We start from the raw sequence: 18680 nt of genomic DNA, 5'->3' as shown, positions 1-18680 counted from the left end.
AAGAAAACCGCTGGGGGACAACCTGTTGCGCTGTTCTACCGTGCGGGCGGACCGGGCTTGGCCTGCGCGGCGTCGCGGCGGCGCGCAGCCATGCCGGCCAGCGCCTCGAACACGACGCGGTGCGCGGCGTTGACCGTCAATTCGGCGTGGTCGTAGGCGGGTGAGACCTCGACCACATCGACGCCGGCCACGTCGTGTTCGTAACAGAGCTGACGAACCAGCCTCAGCAGATCGGCACTGGTGATGCCGCCGGGCTCCGGTGTGCCGGTGCCGGGCGCGTGTGCCGGGTCGAGCACATCGATGTCGACCGAGACATAGAGCTTGTCGGCCTTCGCCAACGCCTCACTGACCGCGTCGCGCATCACGTCCTTGAATCCGCGATCCCAGATTTCCTGCATGGTGTGCCAGGTCATCCCCTGTTCGAGCATCCACTCGAAGGTGTCCTGGGGTGGCCAGTAGCCACGCAGCCCGACCTGAACGAAGTGGGTGCCGGGAACCGCGCCGGATTCGATGAGCCTGCGCATAGGAGTGCCGTGGCTTGCCAGGTTGCCTTCGATCTCGTCCGCGGTGTCGGCGTGGGCGTCGAAGTGGACGATCCCGACATTGCCGTAGCCGTGCACGTCGGCCACCGCGGTGGCGGCCGGCCACGTGATGGAGTGGTCGCCGCCGAGGATCACCGGCACGATGCCACGAGAGGCGATTGCGTGCACCCGTTCGCGAATGTTGGCGTGCGACACCTCGGTCTGGCCGTGGGGGCAGTACGCGTCGCCGAAGTCGACGACCTCCAGCCAGTCGAAGATCTCGAGGCCGAGATCGAGGTGGTAGGTGCCCGGCTCGTAGGCCGTAGCCCGGATGGCCCGCGGACCGAACCGCGCACCAGGCCGGTTGGTCGTCGCGATGTCGAACGGGGCTCCGACGATCGCCACGTCCGGCCGCCACGACTCCAGCTGTTCGACCTCCGTCAGAAACGGGCGATGCCCGAACGACACGAGTCCGGCGTAGGCCAGATCTAGTTGCTCGGCCAGTCCCGGGGGGAGCTCGCGCTGGTGATCATGCTCGTGGACCATGTGTGAACCGTACCGCTGCGGAGCTGCGCAGGAGTTCATTCGCGAGCGTTACGCGCTTGGCCGTCAAGAGAAATCAGCGCATCGCGCAGCACACCGGGAATCGGTCGCTTCACCCAATCTTCGCTGGAGACCACGACATAGACGTTATGGCCGCGCACAGCCGGCGACTCGGCGGCGCCTGCCGGGTCCCCACTCCGTCGCAGCACCGTGAATCCCAGCGTGAAGCTCGTCGCTCCGACCCGCTCGCACGACACGGCGACCCGGACCGAATCCCGCCAGCGCACGGGCGCCAGGTAATCGATCTCGCTGTGCACCACCTGCAGATCGTGTCCGGTGTCGATGAGGCCCGGGTACGTCACGCCGAGGTGGTCGAGGAACCCGGTGAGCGCCTCATCGAACCAGGTCAGGTAATGCCCGTTGAACACCACGCCCTGTTGGTCGATCTCGGCATAGCGGGGCACCACCGGCATGGAGTACGTGGCATCGTCGTCGGTCCACGTGTGCTCGGAACTCACGCAGTCACAGTAGTGCCGCGGCGGCCGGCGACCATGACGCGGCCGCGGTGAAGCGATTGCCAGAAGCCGCCGGGTCTGCCCGGCCTGTTCCAGCAGTGGTTCAACCTGATGCCACTCCTGAAGTGAGGCAGCAAATTCCGGGTGCACGCCAACGGCTCGGAGTCCCGGTCTCCGCCGTGAATGTGTGGCCTGCCGAACGCGTTCGGTGTAGCGACACGTGAGCTAGAGATGCGGAGACGAAAGTGACCACACGACTTCGCCTGGCGATTGCGAACTACTCCTACCCAACCGGAGTTTCCGACCTGTTCGATTCGGTGATCCGGCAGGCCAAGGAGGCCGAAGCCGCCGGATTCGATTCGCTTTTCCTGCAAGACCACTTCTACCAAATGCTGTTCCTCGGGGGCATTGAAGAAGAGGGCCTTCGCAGATGAGGGTGTAGAGGTAGTCGGCGCGTCGTTGCTGGGATAGGGGTCGAGGTCTTCCGATGATGGAGGTTCCTACGCCACCCATCCGAAAGACCGCGACGTGCACGACGCTACCGGTCGCGCGGGCTTCGCCTGCGCTGACTTGACTACTTTCTGCCACCTCGACGAACTCGGGTTGGAGGTGACCGGTCAACGGCTCGCCGCCGACCGCGCGGTGCTGGCGTGCAGGATCGTCGAGGACGACCGATGGTGCCGTCGTTGTGGTGAAGAAGGCAGTCCGCGTGACAGCGTCACACGCACGCTGGCCCATGAACCGTTTGGGTGGCGGCCTACCACGCTGCTGGTCACGATCCGCCGATACCGGTGCGCCGGATGCCGTCATGTGTGGCGACAAGACGCCGGCAAGGCAGCCGAGCCACGCGCCAAGCTGTCTCGGCGCGGATTGCGGTGGGCACTGGAAGCCATTGTGTGCCAGCACTTGTCAGTGGCGCGGGTCGCGGAGGCCCTGGCGGTGTCGTGGAACACCGCCAACAATGCGGTGCTCACCGAAGGTCGACGTGTACTGATCGCCGATCCGGCCCGTTTCGACGGGGTGGCGGTGATCGGGGTCGATGAGCACGTCTGGCGGCACACCCGCCGCGGCGACAAGTACGTCACCGTGATCATCGATCTCACCCCTGTCCGTGACGGGACTGGTTCGGCCCGGTTGCTCGACATGGTGCAGGGCCGCTCCAAGAAGGCATTCGCCGACTGGCTGGCTGAGCGGCCCAAGGACTGGCGTGATGGAGTGGAAGTTGTTGCCATGGACGGATTTTCCGGGTTCAAGACCGCCACCGCTGAGGAGATGCCCGAGGCGGCGACGGTGATGGACCCCTTCCACGTGGTCAGGTTGGCCGGCAACGCCCTCGACGAATGCCGGCGCCGCGTGCAGCTGGCCACCTGCGGGCACCGGGGTCGCAAGACCGATCCGCTCTACGCGTGCCGGCGCACCCTGCACACTGGAGCTGATCTGCTCACCGACAAGCAGAAAGCTCGGCTGGCCGCCCTGTTTGCAGTCGACGCTCACGCCGAGGTCGAGGCCAGCTGGCAGATGTATCAACGCACCGTGGCCGCCTACCGCGAACCAGATCGCCGACAGGGCCACACCATGATGGCTGCACTGATCACCACGCTGAGCACCGGCGTCCCCAAGCCGCTGAAGGAACTGATCACCCTCGGGCGGACCCTCAAGAAGCGGGCCGCCGACGTGCTGGCCTACTTCGACCGGCCAGGCACCAGCAACGGCCCGACCGAAGCGATCAACGGCCGCCTCGAACACCTCCGCGGATCCGCACTGGGCTTCCGCAACCTCACCAACTACATCGCCAGATCTCTGCTCGAGACCGGAGGCTTCAGAGCCCAGCTCTTTCAACCGACAGGGAAAGCCCTCAACTCGTAGTCAGCGCGGCCAGAGCGTCGTTGGTCTCGGCCACCGAGAAACGGTCGGGGTGCCAGCCCTGGGGCAGCCAGTCCCTCATCTCCTCAGCACTGAGCCCCATGGGCGTTGCCTGCCGTTCGTACCCGCCACGAACCCAAGCAGCTAACTCCTCATAGCCGCCAAGGCCGCCACAGTCCTCCGGCGGGCAAGCCATCTTGCCCGTTAGGCAGACCAGAGCCGGAGGTCGATCGTCGAAAACGTCTTCAACCACCAGCACGTGCTCCCATCCGTCGCCGAAGTCGTAGTCATAGAACAACCGCTCGCCCTTGTCGGACAACACCTGATCGAGCCGCACGCTGTCCTCGGCGACGCCTTCGTCACCCTCGCTGAGATCGAACCCGGTGACGAAGTAGGCACGGGTACGCCGGTCCGCTCCGACACCGAACTTATGCAGGTGACCGTCCTGCCAACCCATCGCGACCTGCAGCACGACATGCAGCTCATCGAGCCTGAGGTCGCCCGGCAGGTCGAGACGACGCCAGATCGGCGGCTTGGCGTACATCAGGTCCACCCGCACCCGGAAACCCTGCGCTCGCTCCGGCACAGCCCGGACCTTGGGCGTCGGCTCATCGAACATATCGCCAGCGGCATTGGCCATCAACTTCTGAAGCAACGCCAAGTCCGCCCCCGCCCCGGGCACCCCGCTCTTCCTCTTCCGCTTCTTCTCCGGCACACCCCCAGCCAACCAGACCCCTCGATCACTAGTCGAGACCAGCTGGCCAACCGGTCCTACACCCTCAACTGCGAAGAGCCATTGAAGAGCCGATGCTGGAGGCATACACGGCGCTGGCGGGCCTCGCGACCGTGACCGGAAAGATGCAGCTCGGGACGCTCGTCACGGGCATCACCTACCGCAACCCGGCCCTGCTGGCCAAGGAGATCACCACATTGGATGTGATCAGCCACGGCCGGGCCATCCTCGGCGTCGGGGCCGGCTGGTTCGAGCTGGAGCACCGGCAGCTCGGCTTCGAGTTCGGTTCTTTCACTGAGCGTTTCCAGAGGTTGGACGAGGCGTTGCAAATCATGGTGCCGATGATCGAAGGCAAGCGGCCCACCTTTTCCGGCAAGTACTACAGCACCGAGTCCGCGATCGCCGAGCCGCGCTACCGCGATCACATCCCGACGATGATCGGCGGTGGCGGAGAGAAGAAGACCTTCGGACTGGCCGCACGCTACTGCGACCACCTCAACGTGGTCGCGGACTTCGACGAGATACCGGCCAAGCTCGAGGTGGTGGCCAACCGCTGCGCCGAGGTCGGCCGAGACGCCTCGACGCTCGAGACCAGCGTCACGGTTGCTGCGCTACTGGATGACAAACTCACTGTCGACCGGCTCCCCGAACCCATCAAGGGGCGGATCGTTCTGGCGGGCAGCCCCGAACGGATTGCCGATGAGATCAGGACCAGAGCCCTCGATGCCGGCATCGACGGGGTGATTGTCAACCTGCCGGTTCACGGCCACATCCCCGGCAAGATCACCGAGCTGGGCCAAGCATTGATGGCGGCTGTTGGACCGTGACGCCCGCTTCGGCCAGACTTGACCGGTGCAGCGGGTAACGATCGACGACATCCGGGCGGCCGCGGAACTGATTCGTCCATACATCGTGCGAACACCTCTACTGCCTGCGGGCTGGGCCGACCCGGAACGCCCGCTGTGGATCAAACCGGAGAGTCTGCAGCCGGTGGGCGCGTTCAAGGTGCGCGGCGCCTTCAACTCCATCGGCCACCTCGACGAATCTGTGCGCACCCGCGGGGTGGTGGCCTATTCGAGCGGTAATCACGGCCAGGCCGTGGCCTACGCGGCCGCTGTGTACGGGGTGCCCGCACACATCGTGATGCCCGAAGAGACCCCGCAGGTCAAGGTGGAGGCCACCCGGGGACATGGCGCCGAGGTCGTGCTCTGCGCGGCCGGCCAGCGGGAAAAGGTCGCCGCTGAGGTGGTGGAGCAGACGGGCGGCGTGCTGGTGCCGCCCTTCGACCACCCCGACGTCATCGCGGGGCAGGGCACGATCGGCCTCGAGATCGCCGAAGACCTGCCAAACGTCGACAATGTCCTGATCCCGGTGAGTGGCGGCGGCCTGGCGTCGGGGATCGGCACGGCGATCAAGGCACTCTGCCCCAATGCAGCGGTGTTCGGGGCCGAACCCGAATTGGCGGCCGATACCGCCGAGGCCCTGCGTGTCGGCCATCGGGTGGACTGGTCGATCCACGACCGAAACCGCACGATCGCCGACGGCCTTCGCTCACAGCCCTCCGACTTGACCTTCGCTCACCTGCAGAAGGTATTGGACGACGTCATCACCGTGTCCGAGAACGAGATTAGGGACGCGGTTCGCGAGATCGCCTACCGGGCGCACCTTGTCAGCGAGCCGAGCGGCGCCGTCGCACTGGCCGCCTACCGCCGGGGCTCGACGCCGCCGGGCCGCACAGTGATGATCCTGTCGGGTGGAAACATCGAACCGCTAATGCTGAAGGAGATCCTGGCGGGGTAGCGTCAACCTGGTCACGCGAATCACCAACGGGACTGACACCCTGCATTTCTGGTGCATCGAATGTATCCACGCATCCTGCTGGGCCGCGGCCTTGAGCAGCCGGTGGTGACCAGTCCAACCGCAAGAACACAGGGCCACCGAGTGACCCAAACCGTACCTGTGGACGGCGACCACGCCGGGCTCGAGCCAACCGAACGACGCGAGATCTCCCGTCTCGATCGATAGAGCCACCGACATCCGTCAGCCTCCTACGTCGGCCCGACCTCGCAGTCCCGTCAGGCGCACCCGTGCGATCCGGTTCCCATGCTGACCTTGATTCATGCCGAATTCGGTCGCGGCCGGGTCACGACTTGGCCACGGGCGCAGAAGCGCTCAGAAGCCCTCAGTGCACGCCTTCCATGAGCCGGCTGATCCACGACGAGATCGCGAAGACAATAACACCGACGACAATGGCGGCAGCGCCGATGATGCCGAAGTAGGCGAATTCGTGCGCCGGATCGTAGTAGCCGGCGAGCAGGCCCGACATCGACGTGCCGAGCCCGACGGAGAAGAAGTACAGCGCCATCATCTGTGCCCGAAATGCTTCCGGCGCAAGCTTTGTGGTGACCGACAACCCGATCGGCGACAGCAACAACTCGGATACCGCGAACACCGCCATGATGCCGACCACCAGCAGGGCCGGGACGGCCTTGCCGGAGGTTCCCGACATCGGGAGGAACAATAGGAATGCCGCGCCCATACCGATCACGCCGTAGGCGAACTTGCGCGGGGTGGTGGGCGCTCGATTCCCGAGTTTGGTCCACATGATCGCGAAAACCGGTGAGAGCAGGATTATCCAGACGGGCTCTATCGACCCGATCCAACTCGACGGCGCCGTCCAACCGAAAATCGACCAGTTCATTCGTTCGTCGGAATAGATCGCGAGCACCGTGAAGATCTGCTGGAACAAGGACCAGAACACGGCATTGGCGATGAACAAGGGGATGAACGCCCGGACCCGCGTACGTTCGATCGGACTGACCTTGTCGCTGGTCAGCATGATGACGAAGTAGGCCGCCGCGGCGACGACGATCACGCCGGTGGTGACCTGAGACAGGTTGGAGAGCTTGACCAGACCGGTGGCGAACACCACCGCGATCACGGCGGCCAGGACCACGACGGCGCCGACCGCCCATGGAATCCCGTTGCGGGGCAGGGGGTTCGGAACAGTACGTCCGTGGTCCCCCAGGTTCCGCCGGAACGCGATGTACTGGGCCAGACCGAGCGCCATGCCGACCGCTGCGGCGCCGAATCCGTAGTGGAACCCCACGTGGGTCTGGAGCAACCCGGTGATCAGTGGGCCGATGAAGGCGCCGAGGTTGATTCCCAGATAGAACAGCGTGAACCCACCGTCGCACCGCGGGTCACCCTTCTCGTAGAGCGTGCCGAGCAATGAAGACGCGTTGGCCTTCAGCGCGCCCGAACCGAGCGCGACGAGCACCAGCCCGGTCGCCACACCGGCCATGCCCGGCAGGACTGCCAGCCCGATGTGGCCGCACATCACCACCACGCCGCCGTAGAAGACCGTACGTTCCATGCCGAGCAATCGGTCGGCGATCCAGCCCCCGAGCACAGTCGAGAGGTAGACAAGGCCACCGTATGCCCCGACGATGCCGGTGGCGGTGCTCTTCGGCAGGTCGAGACCGCCGTCGGTGACCGAATAGTAGAGGTAGTAGCCGAGGATCGTGAGCATCCCGTAAAACGAGAATCGCTCCCACAGTTCCACCCCGAATAGGTTGGCGAGGCCGACCGGATGGCCGAAGAGCTTGCGCTCGGCGGGACGCCCCTCCATCTGTTCCACTGCAGCCATGTGGGTCACCCTGCCACTCCGTCTGTATCTGCGTGGGCAATAGCGCACACGGATTCTCCGGCAAAGGCAGTCATGCTGGACTTACAGGAGTTTCCTGCGGCGCAGCACATTTCGCTTCGCGGATTATGCCGGTGCATGGTCACGCCCGGGTAACGGCGGCCGCCGAACGGATGTAGTGTCACCCCGGTAAGTGGACGTCCGAAAGGGCTTATGTGGACGCCGTACTCGGCTTGTCGGTAACACCGTCTGCCGTCGGTCTCGTGCTCGTCGAAGGGCAAGAAGCCGACGGCGCCACCATGGACCGCGATGCGTTCGAGGTTCGCTCGGGCGGGCGGTCGAGCGCGCTGAAGACCTCGGAACAGGCCGCCGCGGCGGTGTTGCGCAGCGAGGCCATCGCCGCTACCCGCGGCCACCGACTGCATTCAATAGGCGTGACCTGGAGCGACGACGCCGACGCCGAAGCCTCCCTGCTGTTGAAGTCCCTGACGGATTCGGGTTTCGGGAACGTCGTGCCCGTCCGGTTCCCGGAGGCAACCGAGGCGCTGGCGCGGGGCATCGCCGAGGTCATCGGCTTCGACACGACCGCGGTATGCATCGTCGAACCCGAGGCGGTGATCACGTTGATCGTGCATACCCGCGACGGCTCGGTGCAGACCGCGATCAATCACGCGATCGACAGTGATGAACGGCTGATCCGGTGGTTGAGCGGGGTGTTCACGCGCGCCGACTGGCAACCGAAGGCCCTCGTCGTGGTCGGGTCCGGTGGCGGCCTCGACGACATCATGCCCGCTCTCGAGGATGCCCTGTCGGTGCCGGTCTTCGCGCCGGCCGAAGCCGGATTGGCGCTGGCGCGCGGCGCGGCCCTGGCGTCCACCCAGAACACCGATCTCGCCTTCACCGACGAATACGCTGCTCCTGTCCCGCTTCCGCGCCATCGGCGGCACGAAGACCGGCGCCGGCGGCCGCTCGCGCAGTCGGGACCGGTGGCCATGCTGGCCGCAGGAACGGTCACGTTCGTGGTGTCGGTGTCGATCGCGATCAGCATGCAGATCACGCCGAAACGGGACGCCTTGCCCGCCGAACTGCGCCCGGCCGCCGTCACGTCGTCCGAGATTCCGGCCGCTGCGAAGCAGACACTGCTGCCGGTTGCCCGTCCCGCTCCGATCGAGGAGGCACCGCCCGAGGTGTCCGAGGCGCCGCCTGCCGATCTCGCGCCGGCGGAAGAGGCGCCGCCATCACCTGATGTCGCCGATCAGGCGACCGTGCCCGACACCGCTTCGGTCGAGGGTCTGGCGCCCGAACCCCCGGCGGCTCCGATGGTGCCGGACCCGGCGGTGCCCGCACCCGCCCTGCCCGAACAGGTCGCTCCTGATGCGCCGCCGCCGGAACGGGGACTGCTGGACCGCATCCGGGACCGGCTGGCGGGTATCGACCCCGACAGCGGTCAACAGGCGCCTGTAGCGCCACCGCCGGACGCGCCGCCGCTGATGCCGCCTCCGTCATAGTCGAAGCCCTTGTCGTACACGGCTGTTCGCCCACGGCTCCTCGGTGGAGCAACACGTTCAGTGGCTTGAGATAACCTCGCTGAGGTGAACCGCCGTCCGACCTCGCGCAACCTGGTCACTCTTCGCTTGCTACTGCGCGTCGCGATCGTGGCAGCGGTTCTGCTCGCACTCATCGCGGTCGCGACGACGTCGCGGTCGGGCCTGTTCTGGCGGCTGAGCACATTCACCTACCAGGCCAATGTGCTCGCGGCGGCGTTCTACCTTTCGACGCTGATCTCACCGTGGGCGGATGCCCGCATCGGCCTTCGGGGAGCAGTCGTCCTCTATGTCGTGACCGCCGGTGTGTTGTGGAACCTCCTACTCACGGGCTACAGCATGGGCTACACACCGGCCAATGTGCTGTTGCACGTCGTCGTGCCGGTTCTGGCGATCACCGACTGGCTCCTGGTCGGACGCGGGCAGGCCACCGTGCGGTGGTGGCAACCCGTGCTCTGGATGGCGTATCCCGCCGCCTATGCCGCCCTCGCCCTGGCTGTCCTGAACCACGCCGGGCGCCGCGCGCCGTACTACTTCCTCGACCCCGACAGCGTCGGCACCACCACGGTGGTGACGAACGTGTGTGTGCTCGGCATCGGCGTGCTCGCTGTCGGCTATACGTTGCTGGCCATCAACCGGGCCGTCGCGACGGTCCGAGTTGATGCGTCCTAATGCCCTCTGAACAGCTATTTCAAACGGCGCCTTTCGCGCAGTGCGCCATTTGGTGGCGCGGCGGAACTTGCGGTTGCCACCGGAAAACGCCCGCAACGACCTAGGATGAGAGTGTGCTGAATCCCCGTCTGAAGAGGACGCTGGCCATGGTCAAGGCCCTTCGACATCTGCTCGTGGTGGTCGGCCTCGCCGCGGCTGCGGTGACAGGATCCGTCGCCACGGGCTCGGCAGGCGTGCCGACGCTGCCCGCAGTCGCCTTTATTACGCCCGCCTCGGGCATGACGGTGGGGGTCGCATATCCCGTGACCGTGACGTTCGCGGGACCCATCCCGGATCGGCGCGCCGCCGAGAAGACCATCACCATCACGTCGCCCACCACCCCCGAGGGCAGCTTCACGTGGCTCAATGACCGTGTCGTGCGATGGAATCCGCAAGGATTCTGGCCCGCGCACTCGTCCATCAGCGTGAGCGCGGGCGGCGCGAAGTCCAGCTTCGAAGCGGGCGCTTCGGTGGTGGGTGTCGCCGACATCGACGCCCACACGTTCACCGTGAGCATCGACGGCGCGGTGGCGCGCCAGATGCCGGCGTCGATGGGCAAGCCCAAGCATCCCACGCCCATCGGACAGTTCACGGCGCTGGAGAAGCAGTCCACTGTCATCATGGACTCGCGCACCATCGGCATTCCGCTCAGCGACCCCGAGGGATACAAGCTGACGGTCAACGACGCCGTGCGTGTCACCTGGGGCGGCGTCTATGTACACGGGGCACCGTGGTCGGTGGGGTCACAAGGCTATGCGAACGTCAGCCACGGCTGCATCAACCTCAGTCCCGACAACGCCGCATGGTATTACGACACCGTGAGCATCGGCGACCCGATCATCATTCAGGCGTAGTCGCCGGATCGCCTATGCCGGAACCTTGTCGGCGTGCAGGTTTTTCGCGGTCGGTGACGTGGCAACGGCCGCCGCGTCGGGATAGGCGCGCAGCGCGCGGTCGGCGGTGCCGGAGCTGGTCACCGTGAACCAGTAGTGCTCTTCTTGTAGTGATGCTGGCGGTGGTTGTGCCAAATCGCGTGATAGAAGACAGTTTTCGGCCTCTAGTCACTGTGAATCAGGTAGTGGCTCCACTCGTACCCGATGCCCAGCACGGACAGGCACACGACACGTCAACCCGTACCTACCCGGGCGGGGGAAGGCCAGCAGCGCGATCGCGACGGCCAGCGGCAACCCCCACAACAGCGCTTTCCACGGAATGAATATCAACGGCACATTGCGCGGGTCCATGTGGTGGGCGCGGTGCTCACGCGCAAGTAGCGGATCGATGGTCAGCCGCCCAAGGTGCTTGGGCCGCCAATGCAGGACGAAGACGTGGATGATCCATTCGAAGAACGGGAACAGCGCGACCATCACCACGGGCGCGACCGCGTCGGTCACGTGCCAGTCGCCGAGGATGATCGCACCGTCAAAGCGGCCGCGAGAGTGGCGCCGATCATCCACGGAGGGGTACTTCCAGAATTCCCGCCAGCATTGGCCCAGTGAGAAACCCTTGCGGGCCGTGCGCTCCGCATTGGTTGTCGCTGTCATGGTTGATCCTCCATCCTGTCGATGGCTGCCACCAGGGCTGCGGTCGCGGGTTCCAGCAACTCCTGCGCGGCATGTCTGGCCATGCCCGGATCGCCGGCCGAGATCGCTTCAGCGAGACGGCGATACGCCTCGGGGCGGCCGACCTCGTCCGCCATCACTGCGGCCAGGGCCGGAAGCGCCGGCTCGTACGCGGCGCGAAGAGTGTTGTCCATGAGCCGGAATGCGATGGAATCGGCGCCGTCGACGATGTGATCCCAGAATGTCAGCGCATGGCGCTGCCGTTCTACCGGGTGGTCCTCTCCAACGAGTTGTCGAGTGCATCGTCGAGTGGTCCGGCGAGTTGCGGGCCCCGACGCGTCGCGGCCAACTCGGCGACCTTCGGGCCGTTGTGCAGGCGCGTCTCCAGGATGCTGTGGGCGACGGAGAAGTCGAGCTGGCCTGCGGCGGTCAGCCGCTTGAGTGCTTCCCGAATCGCCGGCCGGAAGACGCCGAGCACCTCGGCGAGCCTGCGCTCGCTGGGAAGGCTCTCGCCGGGTCGCATTTCGCCGCTGAGCACTTCGGTGACGATCTGTTCGAAGACGTCCTCAGGAACGGATCGCCGGTTCACCGGTTGCAGGGCCATCCGCGAAGAATGACAACCAAGGGCCCAGTTCTAGCCTTTTACTTCCACCGCGTCCACGGCGGCAAGCCGGTCCTTCATGGCTTGAGCCAGTGCATGCATGCCCGACATCGGACGCACCATGACCGTCAGCTCGCTGATGGCGCCGTCGTCATCCAGACGAATGAAGTCGGCGCCTTCCACCTGCTTATCGTCGATCCTCGCCTCGAACACCAGGACCTGGTCACGGGAGCCGGCCTCGCCGATCTCGCGGACATACCGGAAGTCTTCGAACACCGATGTCACGGCTTCGAGGATCGTGCGCAACGCCGCGCGGCCCTGGTAGGGCCGGAACACGACCGGGCTGCGGAACACCACGTCGTGGCGGGTGAGCTCGATGGCGGCGTCGAGGTCTCGGGCCTCGATCGCGTTGCGGAATGGATGCACGGCTTGACCGCCTTATAGTCAACTTGTTGAATAGGTGTGAACGATACTAACGCGGCGTTTGGAAGGTCGTCCAGATGGCATTGCGTCACGCGGTCCTCGCCGCCCTGCTGGAAGGGGAGGCGTCGGGGTACCAGCTCGCCAAGCGGTTCGACGTCTCGGTCGCGAACTTCTGGTCGGCCTCTCCACAGCAGCTCTACCGCGAGCTGGACCGTCTGGAAGCCGATGGTCTGGTTCGCGGGCGGCTGGTGCGCCAACAGCGCCGACCCGACAAGCGGGTGGTCACGCTCACCGATTCAGGTCGTGCCGAGCTGCACCGGTTCACCTCTACCGCCGCCAAGCCGGTCGCGATGCGCGACGAGTTGCTGGTCATGCTCCAGGCCGTCGATGTGGGCGACGTCGGCTCGATCACCAAGGAACTCCTGTCGCGGCTGGATCGGGCCAACGCCAAGCTCGCGCTGTACGACGGGCTGCTCGACGACATGTGCGGCGCCCAGGGCGAGGTCTTCGAGAAGAACGCGCAGCGCATCGGGCCCTACCTGACGCTGATGGCGGGCCGCATGTACGAGCGGGCCAACATCGATTGGTGCACCGCCGCCCTCGAGGTGCTGCGCCGGCGATCGTCGGGTGACGAGCTCAGCAGCTCGCTTCGATCCTGAACGTCGCGGTGACCGCCTTGCTCGGGTTGTCGGTGTAACTCCCGTCCGCCGAGCCGGTGATCGTGTACTTCCCGTTCACGCCGGACACCTCGGCCTCGCCGATGTTCTTGCTCCAGAAGCTGCCCGTGAAGCCGCCCAAATCGCGGAAGTCGACCCGCTCCGCGGTCACGGTGTCACCGGTCTGGACGACCGCGGTGAAACCGTTGCCCTTGTCGGGCGTCGCGATGGTCCAGTCCCAACCGGTTTGCGAACATTTCACGACGTGCGCACCACCGGTGCTCTTACCGTCGATGGTCACCTTCGCCGTGGTGCCTCCGAGTGCCGACGGCTCGGTTGAACAGCCGGCGACCGCTGCCATGAGGACCACCGATGCCACCACCACGAGTCGGGTCTCCATGCCGTCCGACTCTATTGGCGTCGGCGGCCACGCGCCCTGGTTTCATCACGGACGGGACACGCGCAGCATCAACGCAGCGCCGCCGCGGTGGCCTCGTCCGCTGGGAGGAAGGCTTCGATGCTGAGCTCCGCGGCGGTCAGGTCCAGCGCCGTGCCGAAGGTCGTCACCGTGCTCAGGAACGTCAACAGCCGACCCCGCGAGGTGTAAAGCTCCAACGCGACCGCGACACCCCCGAGGTCAGCCGCCTCGTCGAAACAGCCTGGGTAAGAATTAATTTCGACGAGAAGCGCGGAGAGTTCGGGCGATCCGCTGACGGCAGTCTCGCGCCGCAATCGCTCCATCAGATGGTGCCGCCACTGTCCGAGGTTCCGGATGCGCGGCGCCAATCCGTCCGGATGGAGTGCGATGCGCAGCGCATTCGGGTGCTCGAGCAGATGAGGGGCGACACCGTCCAGCAATACCGCGGCGCCGGCATTCGCGTGCACAATCTGCCAGGTGCGGTCGACCACGACGCACGGGTACGGGTTGTAGGCAGCCAGCACCCTGTCCACCCCATCGCGCACAGCGGCCATCTCCGGATCAGCCAGCGAACGCTCGCCGTAGATCGGCGCCAGGCCCGCGGCCATCAGCAGCTGGTTCTGTTCGCGCAGCGGCACGTTGAGCACCTCGGCCAGGCGCAGCACCATCGCACGGCTGGGCGTCGATCGGCCGGTCTCGATGAAGCTGACGTGCCGGGCCGAGACGTCGGCCTCGATCGCCAGATCGAGCTGGCTCAGACGTCTGCGTTGTCGCCATTCCCGCATCATCGAGCCGAACGGCGGGGTCTGCACGTGGGCGGTGGTCACCGGCTCAGTGTCGTCGCTCCGTCGGATCGGGCCATTACCTGTTGGGTAATTGCATCGCTTACCTTCCGGCGGGCACCGTTGAGGGCATGAGTGATTCCACGGCCGGGAACCAGATCCCACGTTGGCTGCGTCTTGTGCTGATTTCCGACCGCGCCGGATCGGCGTGGTATATCGGGGCGGGGTTCTTCTTTGCACCGGTCCTTGCCGTCCTGTCACCGTGGCAGACCGTCACCGCAGTGTGTTGGGCGGTCATCGGCCTCGCCGGTCTCTGGCTTGGCCTGCTGGGAATCGCCATGGCCACCGGCCTGGCGCTGGTGTTGCGGTCGAACACCGAAATCCCGGAGGACTACTGGCGTTCGATCATCGACTACCCGGATGCGCCTTCGGGGTGACCGCAGACTACGGCTGGTGTGCCGGCCGGCCGGCGCCGGTGTAGTCCACCTGCCAGTGCTTGATTCCGTTGAGCCAGCCGGACCGTAGCCGCTCCGGCTTGGAAACCGGTGTGAGGTTCGGCAGTTCGTCGGCGATCGCGTTGAAGATCAGATCGATCGTCATCCGCGCCAGGTTCGCGCCGATGCAGTAGTGCGCGCCGGTGCCGCCAAAGCCGACGTGCGGGTTCGGGTCTCGCAGAATGTTGAACGAGTACGGGTCGTCGAAGACGTCCTCGTCGAAGTTGGCAGAGCGGTAGAAGATCACCACCCGCTCGTCCTTCTTGATCGGCACCCCGGACAGTTCGGTGTCCTCGAGGGCGGTGCGTTGAAACGACGTGATCGGGGTGGCCCAGCGGACGATCTCGTCGGCCGCGGTCGCGGGCCGTCTCTTCTTGAACAGCTCCCACTGGTCCGGGAAATCGGTGAACGCCATCATGCCGTGGGTGATGGAGTTGCGGGTTGTTTCGTTGCCCGCCACCGCCAACAGGATCACGAAGAAGCCGAACTCGTCGTCGGTCAGCTTGTGTCCCTCGACATCCGCCTGAACCAACTTGGTGACGAGGTCGTCACCCGGGTTCTTGCCGCGCTCGGCGGCCATCTGCATGCCGTACATGATCAGCTCGACGGAAGCGGCGGTCGGATCGTTCCTGCCGTACTCCGGGTCCTGGTCGCCGACCATCTGGTTCGACCACTCGAACAGCTTCTTGCGGTCCTCCTGCGGCACGCCCATCAAACCGGCGATCGCCTGCAACGGCAGCTCGCACGACACCTGCTCGACGAAATCGCCCGCGCCCTCCGCCGCGGCAGTCTTGGCGATGTCATGTGCCCGCTCGCGTAACTCTTCGCGCAGCGACTCGATGGCCCGCGGGGTGAACGCGCGCGAGATGATCTTTCGCAGGTGCGTGTGATGCGGGGCGTCCTGGTTGAGCAGCACGACTTTGCCGCCCTCCAGCGATTCGGGTTCGGCCTCGTCGCGATAGCGCGGTAAGGCGGTCTTCCTGTTGCTGGAGAAGACGTCGTTTCGGCGCGACACCTCCTTGACGTCCTTGTGCTTGGTCACCACCCAGTAGCCGTCGTCGCCGAATGCCCGACTCCCGTTCGACTGCTCGTTCCACCAGATCGGGGCCACCTTCCGCATCTCCGCCAGTTCCTCGATCGGCAGCCGCTCGGCATAGATGTCTGGGTCGGTGAAGTCGAACCCGGGAGGTAGATTCGGCGTCGGCACTCGTTCCTCCTTGCAAGGGGTGGGCCCCCGATATGACGTTCTCTAGTGCCCGTAGCTTATTGCTACACCACAGGTAGCGCATGGTAAAGCGGATACTTCAAAGTCGGCGAAACTCCGAAGTGAAACGTGTTCTGACGCCCAGGGGCCGACATTGACCCCTTGGCCACAAGGGGCACAGGTGTAACAATTTCTCTTGTCAAACTGAAGCACCCAGTAGCACCGCAGAATCGCGGATACCGGAGAGGGGGCATCGGTGCGCATGGATATCGAAGCAAAGGCGCTGTCCGTCGGCATCGGAACAGCGGGCCTACTCGCGGCGTTGCTGATCGCCGCTCCACCGGCACTGGCCGATCCCGTCATTCCGGAGCCTCCGGCTCCTGCGCCCGCCGACCCGGTGACCCCGGCACCCGCACCAGTGCCTGCGCCCGGGGCCGGGCCGGAGACCACACTTCAGGCCGCGGGAGTCGATGTCGCCGCACCCGCCGCACCCCCCGACGGCATGCCACACCTGTCGAGCCCCGAGAACCTGCCGCCGGGTACCACCGATACCCCGATCGACCAGGGCCAGCCGCGGACGTTGGGCTATCTGCGTGACCTCTGGCATGCGGTGCAGACGCAGGAGGTGAGCGGAGGTGACGCGCTGCTGCTGCTGACGCAGCGTCCGCTGGATGCCAACGCGGCACCACCGCCGGGCATGCCCGCCAACCCGACGCCACCGCTGCCTCCCGCACCTGACGCTCCGCCGCCGACGCCGTAACTCACGACGGGCGCGGCGCCGCTGACGCCCGCAGGCGCCGACTGGCATCACTCATGATGTCACGGACCATCCGCACGTGCACCGGTTCGACCACTGCCCACAGTCCACGCGCCGCGAGATTGCCGTGGTGCACGAAAGTCGCGAAAAGCACTGCGTCGCCGTCCTTTTTGAACAACAGCTCGCCAGGCATGCCGATCCGCGAGTCCGCGCCGAGCAGGAGGTGGTCGCGGGTGCTGCGCCGGACCGCCCAGCCGAGCAGCGAGGGGCCCGACGACCGGCCGACCTTGAGCCCGATCGCCGTCCAGCCCGAGAGCAGTTGTGTCCGGGTGACTGCCGGCGCGCCCTCGATGATCTCCCTGGCCCAGTGCTCGGCCTCGGCGTCGCGGGTCGGACCCACGTCGACGAGAAACGCGTCCGCGTAGTCGATCCGGGTCAGTGTGCTCAGCGCCGGCACCTCCGGTGGTACCTCGATCTGGCGCACGCCACCGGTCACCGGCCGGCTCCGGTGACGGCTCGGCGCCATTGCCGGTCGATGGCCCGCAGCATCATGGGGTAGACGATCAGGTGCCGGAACGGCGCAATGGCCGCGAGGTAGGCGGCGCCGAGCGCCCCGTTCGGTCGCACCAGGACGGCCATCTGGCCCCGGCATCCGCCGGCGTTGTCGGGCACCCAGCCCAGGTGCATCACGCCGTGCACGGTCTGGTTCGCGATCTCGAGGGCAAGCTCGTCGTCGGTGAGGTAGAGCGCGGTGAACCGATGCCCGTCGAATCCATCTGCGCTGCCTGCTAATTCAGCGGGAACCCGGTTGCGGAGGGACTGCACGCGGGATCCGAGGCCGGTATCCGCGCGGTCCAGGCCCAGTAGCCGGCCGGCCGACCACCTGATCGCGAACAGCGCGCGCACGACGCCGGAGGTCTGCGCGGGGTCGAAGGTCCTGATCAGCCGCACCAACCGGGTGAAGTCGTGGGGCCCGCCCGGTGTCGGCAGCGCCCACACGTCCAGTACGCGAAAGTCCTTCGCGATTTCGTGGATCCGCCACGGTCGCGACGTGTGCTCGGAATTGCTCAGCGTTCCGGATTCAACCATACAGTACTGTATGGTTGATGCTCGGGCGACGTCAAGACCCACCGCCCGGACAGGGAGAAGCGATGGTTTCCCAGATCCGTACGACCCGCGGCGGTTGGATCGAGACCGGGCTGGCGGCCCTGGCGGACGGCGGCCCCGACGCCGTGCGGGTGGAGTTACTCGCCACCACCCTGGGGGTCACGCGAGGCGGCTTCTATCACCATTTCCCCAACCGCCAGGCGCTTCTCGACGAGATGCTCGACACGTGGGAGCGTCGGAGCACCGCCGAAGTCCGCGAACGCGTCGAGAAGGACGGAGGAGGAGCGAGGGAGAAGGTCCGCCGGGCGGGCATGCTCACCTTCTCCCGGGACCTGCTCCCGATCGATCTCGCCGTGCGGGACTGGGCACGACGCGACCGGTCGGTGGCCGAACGCCTGCGTCGGGTTGACAACGGCCGCATGGCTTATCTGCGGGCGCTGATCGGCACGCTCACCGACGATCCCGAGGAGGTCGAGGCCCGCGGACTGCTCGCCTTCGCCCTTGCCATAGGTAACCACTTCATCGCTGTTGACCATGACGGCCGCAGCCGCACGCAGGTGGTGGAACGAGCGACTGCATTGCTGCTGGCGTGATCGCCGA

19 protein-coding genes and 4 pseudogenes are annotated in these 18680 nt (G+C 66.0%); 11 read left to right on the top strand and 12 right to left on the bottom strand.

Annotated elements, in window-relative coordinates; translation table 11 throughout:
* Positions 1-35 precede the first annotated feature (35 nt).
* Complete coding sequence (gene speB / locus ACVWWN_RS22815; RefSeq protein ID WP_457145874.1) at positions 36-1067, bottom strand: agmatinase; 1032 nt, start codon at positions 1065-1067, stop codon at positions 36-38.
* 35 nt (positions 1068-1102) lie between these two features.
* Positions 1103-1537 carry an acyl-CoA thioesterase gene (locus tag ACVWWN_RS22810; protein WP_457149238.1) on the bottom strand — a complete coding sequence of 145 codons (435 nt, stop codon included), beginning with the start codon at positions 1535-1537 and terminating at the stop codon, positions 1103-1105.
* A gap of 287 nt (positions 1538-1824) precedes the next feature.
* On the opposite strand from ACVWWN_RS22810, the pseudogene ACVWWN_RS22805 reads away from it, so the two are divergent.
* Both ACVWWN_RS22805 and ACVWWN_RS22800 read left to right on the top strand, forming a co-directional pair.
* Positions 1825-1983: pseudogene (locus ACVWWN_RS22805) on the top strand (LLM class F420-dependent oxidoreductase); the annotation flags it as partial.
* A 124-nt stretch (positions 1984-2107) separates the two neighbouring features.
* On the top strand, positions 2108-3445 hold the full coding sequence (locus ACVWWN_RS22800; RefSeq protein WP_457145873.1) for an ISL3 family transposase: 1338 nt from the start codon (positions 2108-2110) through the stop codon (positions 3443-3445).
* On the opposite strand, the gene ACVWWN_RS22795 is transcribed toward ACVWWN_RS22800, so the two are convergent.
* The gene (locus ACVWWN_RS22795; protein ID WP_457145022.1) at positions 3435-4169 is read right to left on the bottom strand and encodes a plasmid pRiA4b ORF-3 family protein; all 735 of its coding nucleotides are present in this window, start codon (positions 4167-4169) and stop codon (positions 3435-3437) included. The genes ACVWWN_RS22800 and ACVWWN_RS22795 overlap by 11 nt on opposite strands.
* A gap of 71 nt (positions 4170-4240) precedes the next feature.
* On the opposite strand from ACVWWN_RS22795, the pseudogene ACVWWN_RS22790 reads away from it, so the two are divergent.
* Together ACVWWN_RS22790 and ACVWWN_RS22785 are read left to right on the top strand one after the other, a co-directional pair.
* Positions 4241-5002, top strand: a pseudogene (locus ACVWWN_RS22790) (TIGR03560 family F420-dependent LLM class oxidoreductase); the annotation flags it as partial.
* A gap of 25 nt (positions 5003-5027) precedes the next feature.
* The gene (locus ACVWWN_RS22785; RefSeq protein ID WP_457145872.1) at positions 5028-5975 is read left to right on the top strand and encodes a threonine ammonia-lyase; all 948 of its coding nucleotides are present in this window, start codon (positions 5028-5030) and stop codon (positions 5973-5975) included.
* A gap of 382 nt (positions 5976-6357) precedes the next feature.
* Here ACVWWN_RS22785 and ACVWWN_RS22780 read toward each other — a convergent pair whose 3' ends face one another.
* Positions 6358-7824, bottom strand: a complete 1467-nt coding sequence (locus tag ACVWWN_RS22780) for a peptide MFS transporter (RefSeq protein WP_457145871.1) — start codon at positions 7822-7824, stop codon at positions 6358-6360.
* Positions 7825-8036: 212 nt separating this feature from the next.
* On the opposite strand from ACVWWN_RS22780, the gene ACVWWN_RS22775 reads away from it, so the two are divergent.
* The 3 genes from ACVWWN_RS22775 to ACVWWN_RS22765 all read left to right on the top strand — a co-directional run bounded on the left by ACVWWN_RS22775 (position 8037) and on the right by ACVWWN_RS22765 (position 10930).
* Positions 8037-9329, top strand: a complete 1293-nt coding sequence (locus tag ACVWWN_RS22775) for a DUF7159 family protein (protein ID WP_457145870.1) — start codon at positions 8037-8039, stop codon at positions 9327-9329.
* A gap of 84 nt (positions 9330-9413) precedes the next feature.
* Entirely contained in the window at positions 9414-10037 is a 624-nt protein-coding gene (locus ACVWWN_RS22770; RefSeq protein ID WP_457145869.1) for a Pr6Pr family membrane protein, read from the top strand.
* Positions 10038-10183: 146 nt separating this feature from the next.
* A complete protein-coding gene (locus ACVWWN_RS22765) occupies positions 10184-10930 on the top strand; it encodes a L,D-transpeptidase (protein WP_457149237.1) in 747 nt (248 codons plus the stop codon).
* A gap of 12 nt (positions 10931-10942) precedes the next feature.
* On the opposite strand, the pseudogene ACVWWN_RS22760 reads toward ACVWWN_RS22765, so the two are convergent.
* The 3 genes and pseudogenes from ACVWWN_RS22760 to ACVWWN_RS22750 all read right to left on the bottom strand — a co-directional run bounded on the left by ACVWWN_RS22760 (position 10943) and on the right by ACVWWN_RS22750 (position 12665).
* Positions 10943-11620: pseudogene (locus ACVWWN_RS22760) on the bottom strand (sterol desaturase family protein).
* Positions 11617-12242 (bottom strand): annotated as a pseudogene (locus tag ACVWWN_RS22755) (FadR/GntR family transcriptional regulator). The pseudogenes ACVWWN_RS22760 and ACVWWN_RS22755 overlap by 4 nt, the downstream one beginning before the upstream one ends.
* A 30-nt stretch (positions 12243-12272) precedes the next feature.
* Positions 12273-12665: a nuclear transport factor 2 family protein gene (locus tag ACVWWN_RS22750; protein ID WP_457145868.1), complete on the bottom strand. Its 393-nt coding sequence runs from the start codon at positions 12663-12665 to the stop codon at positions 12273-12275.
* Between the two features lie 74 nt (positions 12666-12739).
* Here ACVWWN_RS22750 and ACVWWN_RS22745 point away from each other — a divergent pair, with 74 nt between their 5' ends.
* Entirely contained in the window at positions 12740-13321 is a 582-nt protein-coding gene (locus ACVWWN_RS22745; protein WP_457145867.1) for a PadR family transcriptional regulator, read from the top strand.
* On the opposite strand, the gene ACVWWN_RS22740 is transcribed toward ACVWWN_RS22745, so the two are convergent.
* Together ACVWWN_RS22740 and ACVWWN_RS22735 are read right to left on the bottom strand one after the other, a co-directional pair.
* On the bottom strand, positions 13299-13718 hold the full coding sequence (locus ACVWWN_RS22740) for a lipoprotein LpqH (protein WP_457145866.1): 420 nt from the start codon (positions 13716-13718) through the stop codon (positions 13299-13301). The genes ACVWWN_RS22745 and ACVWWN_RS22740 overlap by 23 nt on opposite strands.
* 68 nt (positions 13719-13786) lie before the next feature.
* Complete coding sequence (locus tag ACVWWN_RS22735) at positions 13787-14524, bottom strand: MmyB family transcriptional regulator (protein WP_457149236.1); 738 nt, start codon at positions 14522-14524, stop codon at positions 13787-13789.
* 125 nt (positions 14525-14649) lie between these two features.
* Here ACVWWN_RS22735 and ACVWWN_RS22730 point away from each other — a divergent pair, with 125 nt between their 5' ends.
* Positions 14650-14955, top strand: a complete 306-nt coding sequence (locus ACVWWN_RS22730; RefSeq protein WP_457145865.1) for a hypothetical protein — start codon at positions 14650-14652, stop codon at positions 14953-14955.
* A gap of 7 nt (positions 14956-14962) precedes the next feature.
* Here the strand turns inward: ACVWWN_RS22730 and ACVWWN_RS22725 are convergent, their stop codons facing one another.
* Complete coding sequence (locus tag ACVWWN_RS22725; protein WP_457145864.1) at positions 14963-16219, bottom strand: cytochrome P450; 1257 nt, start codon at positions 16217-16219, stop codon at positions 14963-14965.
* Positions 16220-16478: 259 nt separating this feature from the next.
* On the opposite strand from ACVWWN_RS22725, the gene ACVWWN_RS22720 reads away from it, so the two are divergent.
* Complete coding sequence (locus ACVWWN_RS22720) at positions 16479-16976, top strand: hypothetical protein (RefSeq protein ID WP_457145863.1); 498 nt, start codon at positions 16479-16481, stop codon at positions 16974-16976.
* Between the two features lies 1 nt (position 16977).
* Here the strand turns inward: ACVWWN_RS22720 and ACVWWN_RS22715 are convergent, their stop codons facing one another.
* Entirely contained in the window at positions 16978-17469 is a 492-nt protein-coding gene (locus ACVWWN_RS22715) for a hypothetical protein (protein ID WP_457145862.1), read from the bottom strand.
* Positions 17466-18062 carry a DUF2867 domain-containing protein gene (locus ACVWWN_RS22710; RefSeq protein WP_457145861.1) on the bottom strand — a complete coding sequence of 199 codons (597 nt, stop codon included), beginning with the start codon at positions 18060-18062 and terminating at the stop codon, positions 17466-17468. Before ACVWWN_RS22710 ends, ACVWWN_RS22715 begins: the two co-directional genes overlap by 4 nt.
* 62 nt (positions 18063-18124) lie before the next feature.
* On the opposite strand from ACVWWN_RS22710, the gene ACVWWN_RS22705 reads away from it, so the two are divergent.
* The gene (locus tag ACVWWN_RS22705; protein ID WP_457145860.1) at positions 18125-18673 is read left to right on the top strand and encodes a TetR/AcrR family transcriptional regulator; all 549 of its coding nucleotides are present in this window, start codon (positions 18125-18127) and stop codon (positions 18671-18673) included.
* The last annotated feature ends 7 nt before the right edge of the window (positions 18674-18680 follow it).

The sequence above is a fragment of the Mycobacterium sp. URHB0021 genome (assembly GCF_054057895.1).
This window is presented reverse-complemented; position numbering and strand designations above follow the sequence as displayed.

What these genes read in the sequence shown, in the direction of transcription:
- speB (WP_457145874.1), bottom strand. Translation starts at nt 1,067, where the DNA reads ATGGTCCACGAGCATGATCACCAGCGCGAGCTCCCCCCGGGACTGGCC.
- ACVWWN_RS22810 (WP_457149238.1), bottom strand. Translation starts at nt 1,537, where the DNA reads ATGCCGGTGGTGCCCCGCTATGCCGAGATCGACCAACAGGGCGTGGTG.
- ACVWWN_RS22780 (WP_457145871.1), bottom strand. Translation starts at nt 7,824, where the DNA reads ATGGCTGCAGTGGAACAGATGGAGGGGCGTCCCGCCGAGCGCAAGCTC.
- ACVWWN_RS22765 (WP_457149237.1), top strand. Translation starts at nt 10,184, where the DNA reads ATGGTCAAGGCCCTTCGACATCTGCTCGTGGTGGTCGGCCTCGCCGCG.
- ACVWWN_RS22745 (WP_457145867.1), top strand. Translation starts at nt 12,740, where the DNA reads ATGGCATTGCGTCACGCGGTCCTCGCCGCCCTGCTGGAAGGGGAGGCG.
- ACVWWN_RS22740 (WP_457145866.1), bottom strand. Translation starts at nt 13,718, where the DNA reads ATGGAGACCCGACTCGTGGTGGTGGCATCGGTGGTCCTCATGGCAGCG.
- ACVWWN_RS22735 (WP_457149236.1), bottom strand. Translation starts at nt 14,524, where the DNA reads ATGATGCGGGAATGGCGACAACGCAGACGTCTGAGCCAGCTCGATCTG.
- ACVWWN_RS22730 (WP_457145865.1), top strand. Translation starts at nt 14,650, where the DNA reads ATGAGTGATTCCACGGCCGGGAACCAGATCCCACGTTGGCTGCGTCTT.
- ACVWWN_RS22720 (WP_457145863.1), top strand. Translation starts at nt 16,479, where the DNA reads ATGGATATCGAAGCAAAGGCGCTGTCCGTCGGCATCGGAACAGCGGGC.
- ACVWWN_RS22710 (WP_457145861.1), bottom strand. Translation starts at nt 18,062, where the DNA reads ATGGTTGAATCCGGAACGCTGAGCAATTCCGAGCACACGTCGCGACCG.
- ACVWWN_RS22705 (WP_457145860.1), top strand. Translation starts at nt 18,125, where the DNA reads ATGGTTTCCCAGATCCGTACGACCCGCGGCGGTTGGATCGAGACCGGG.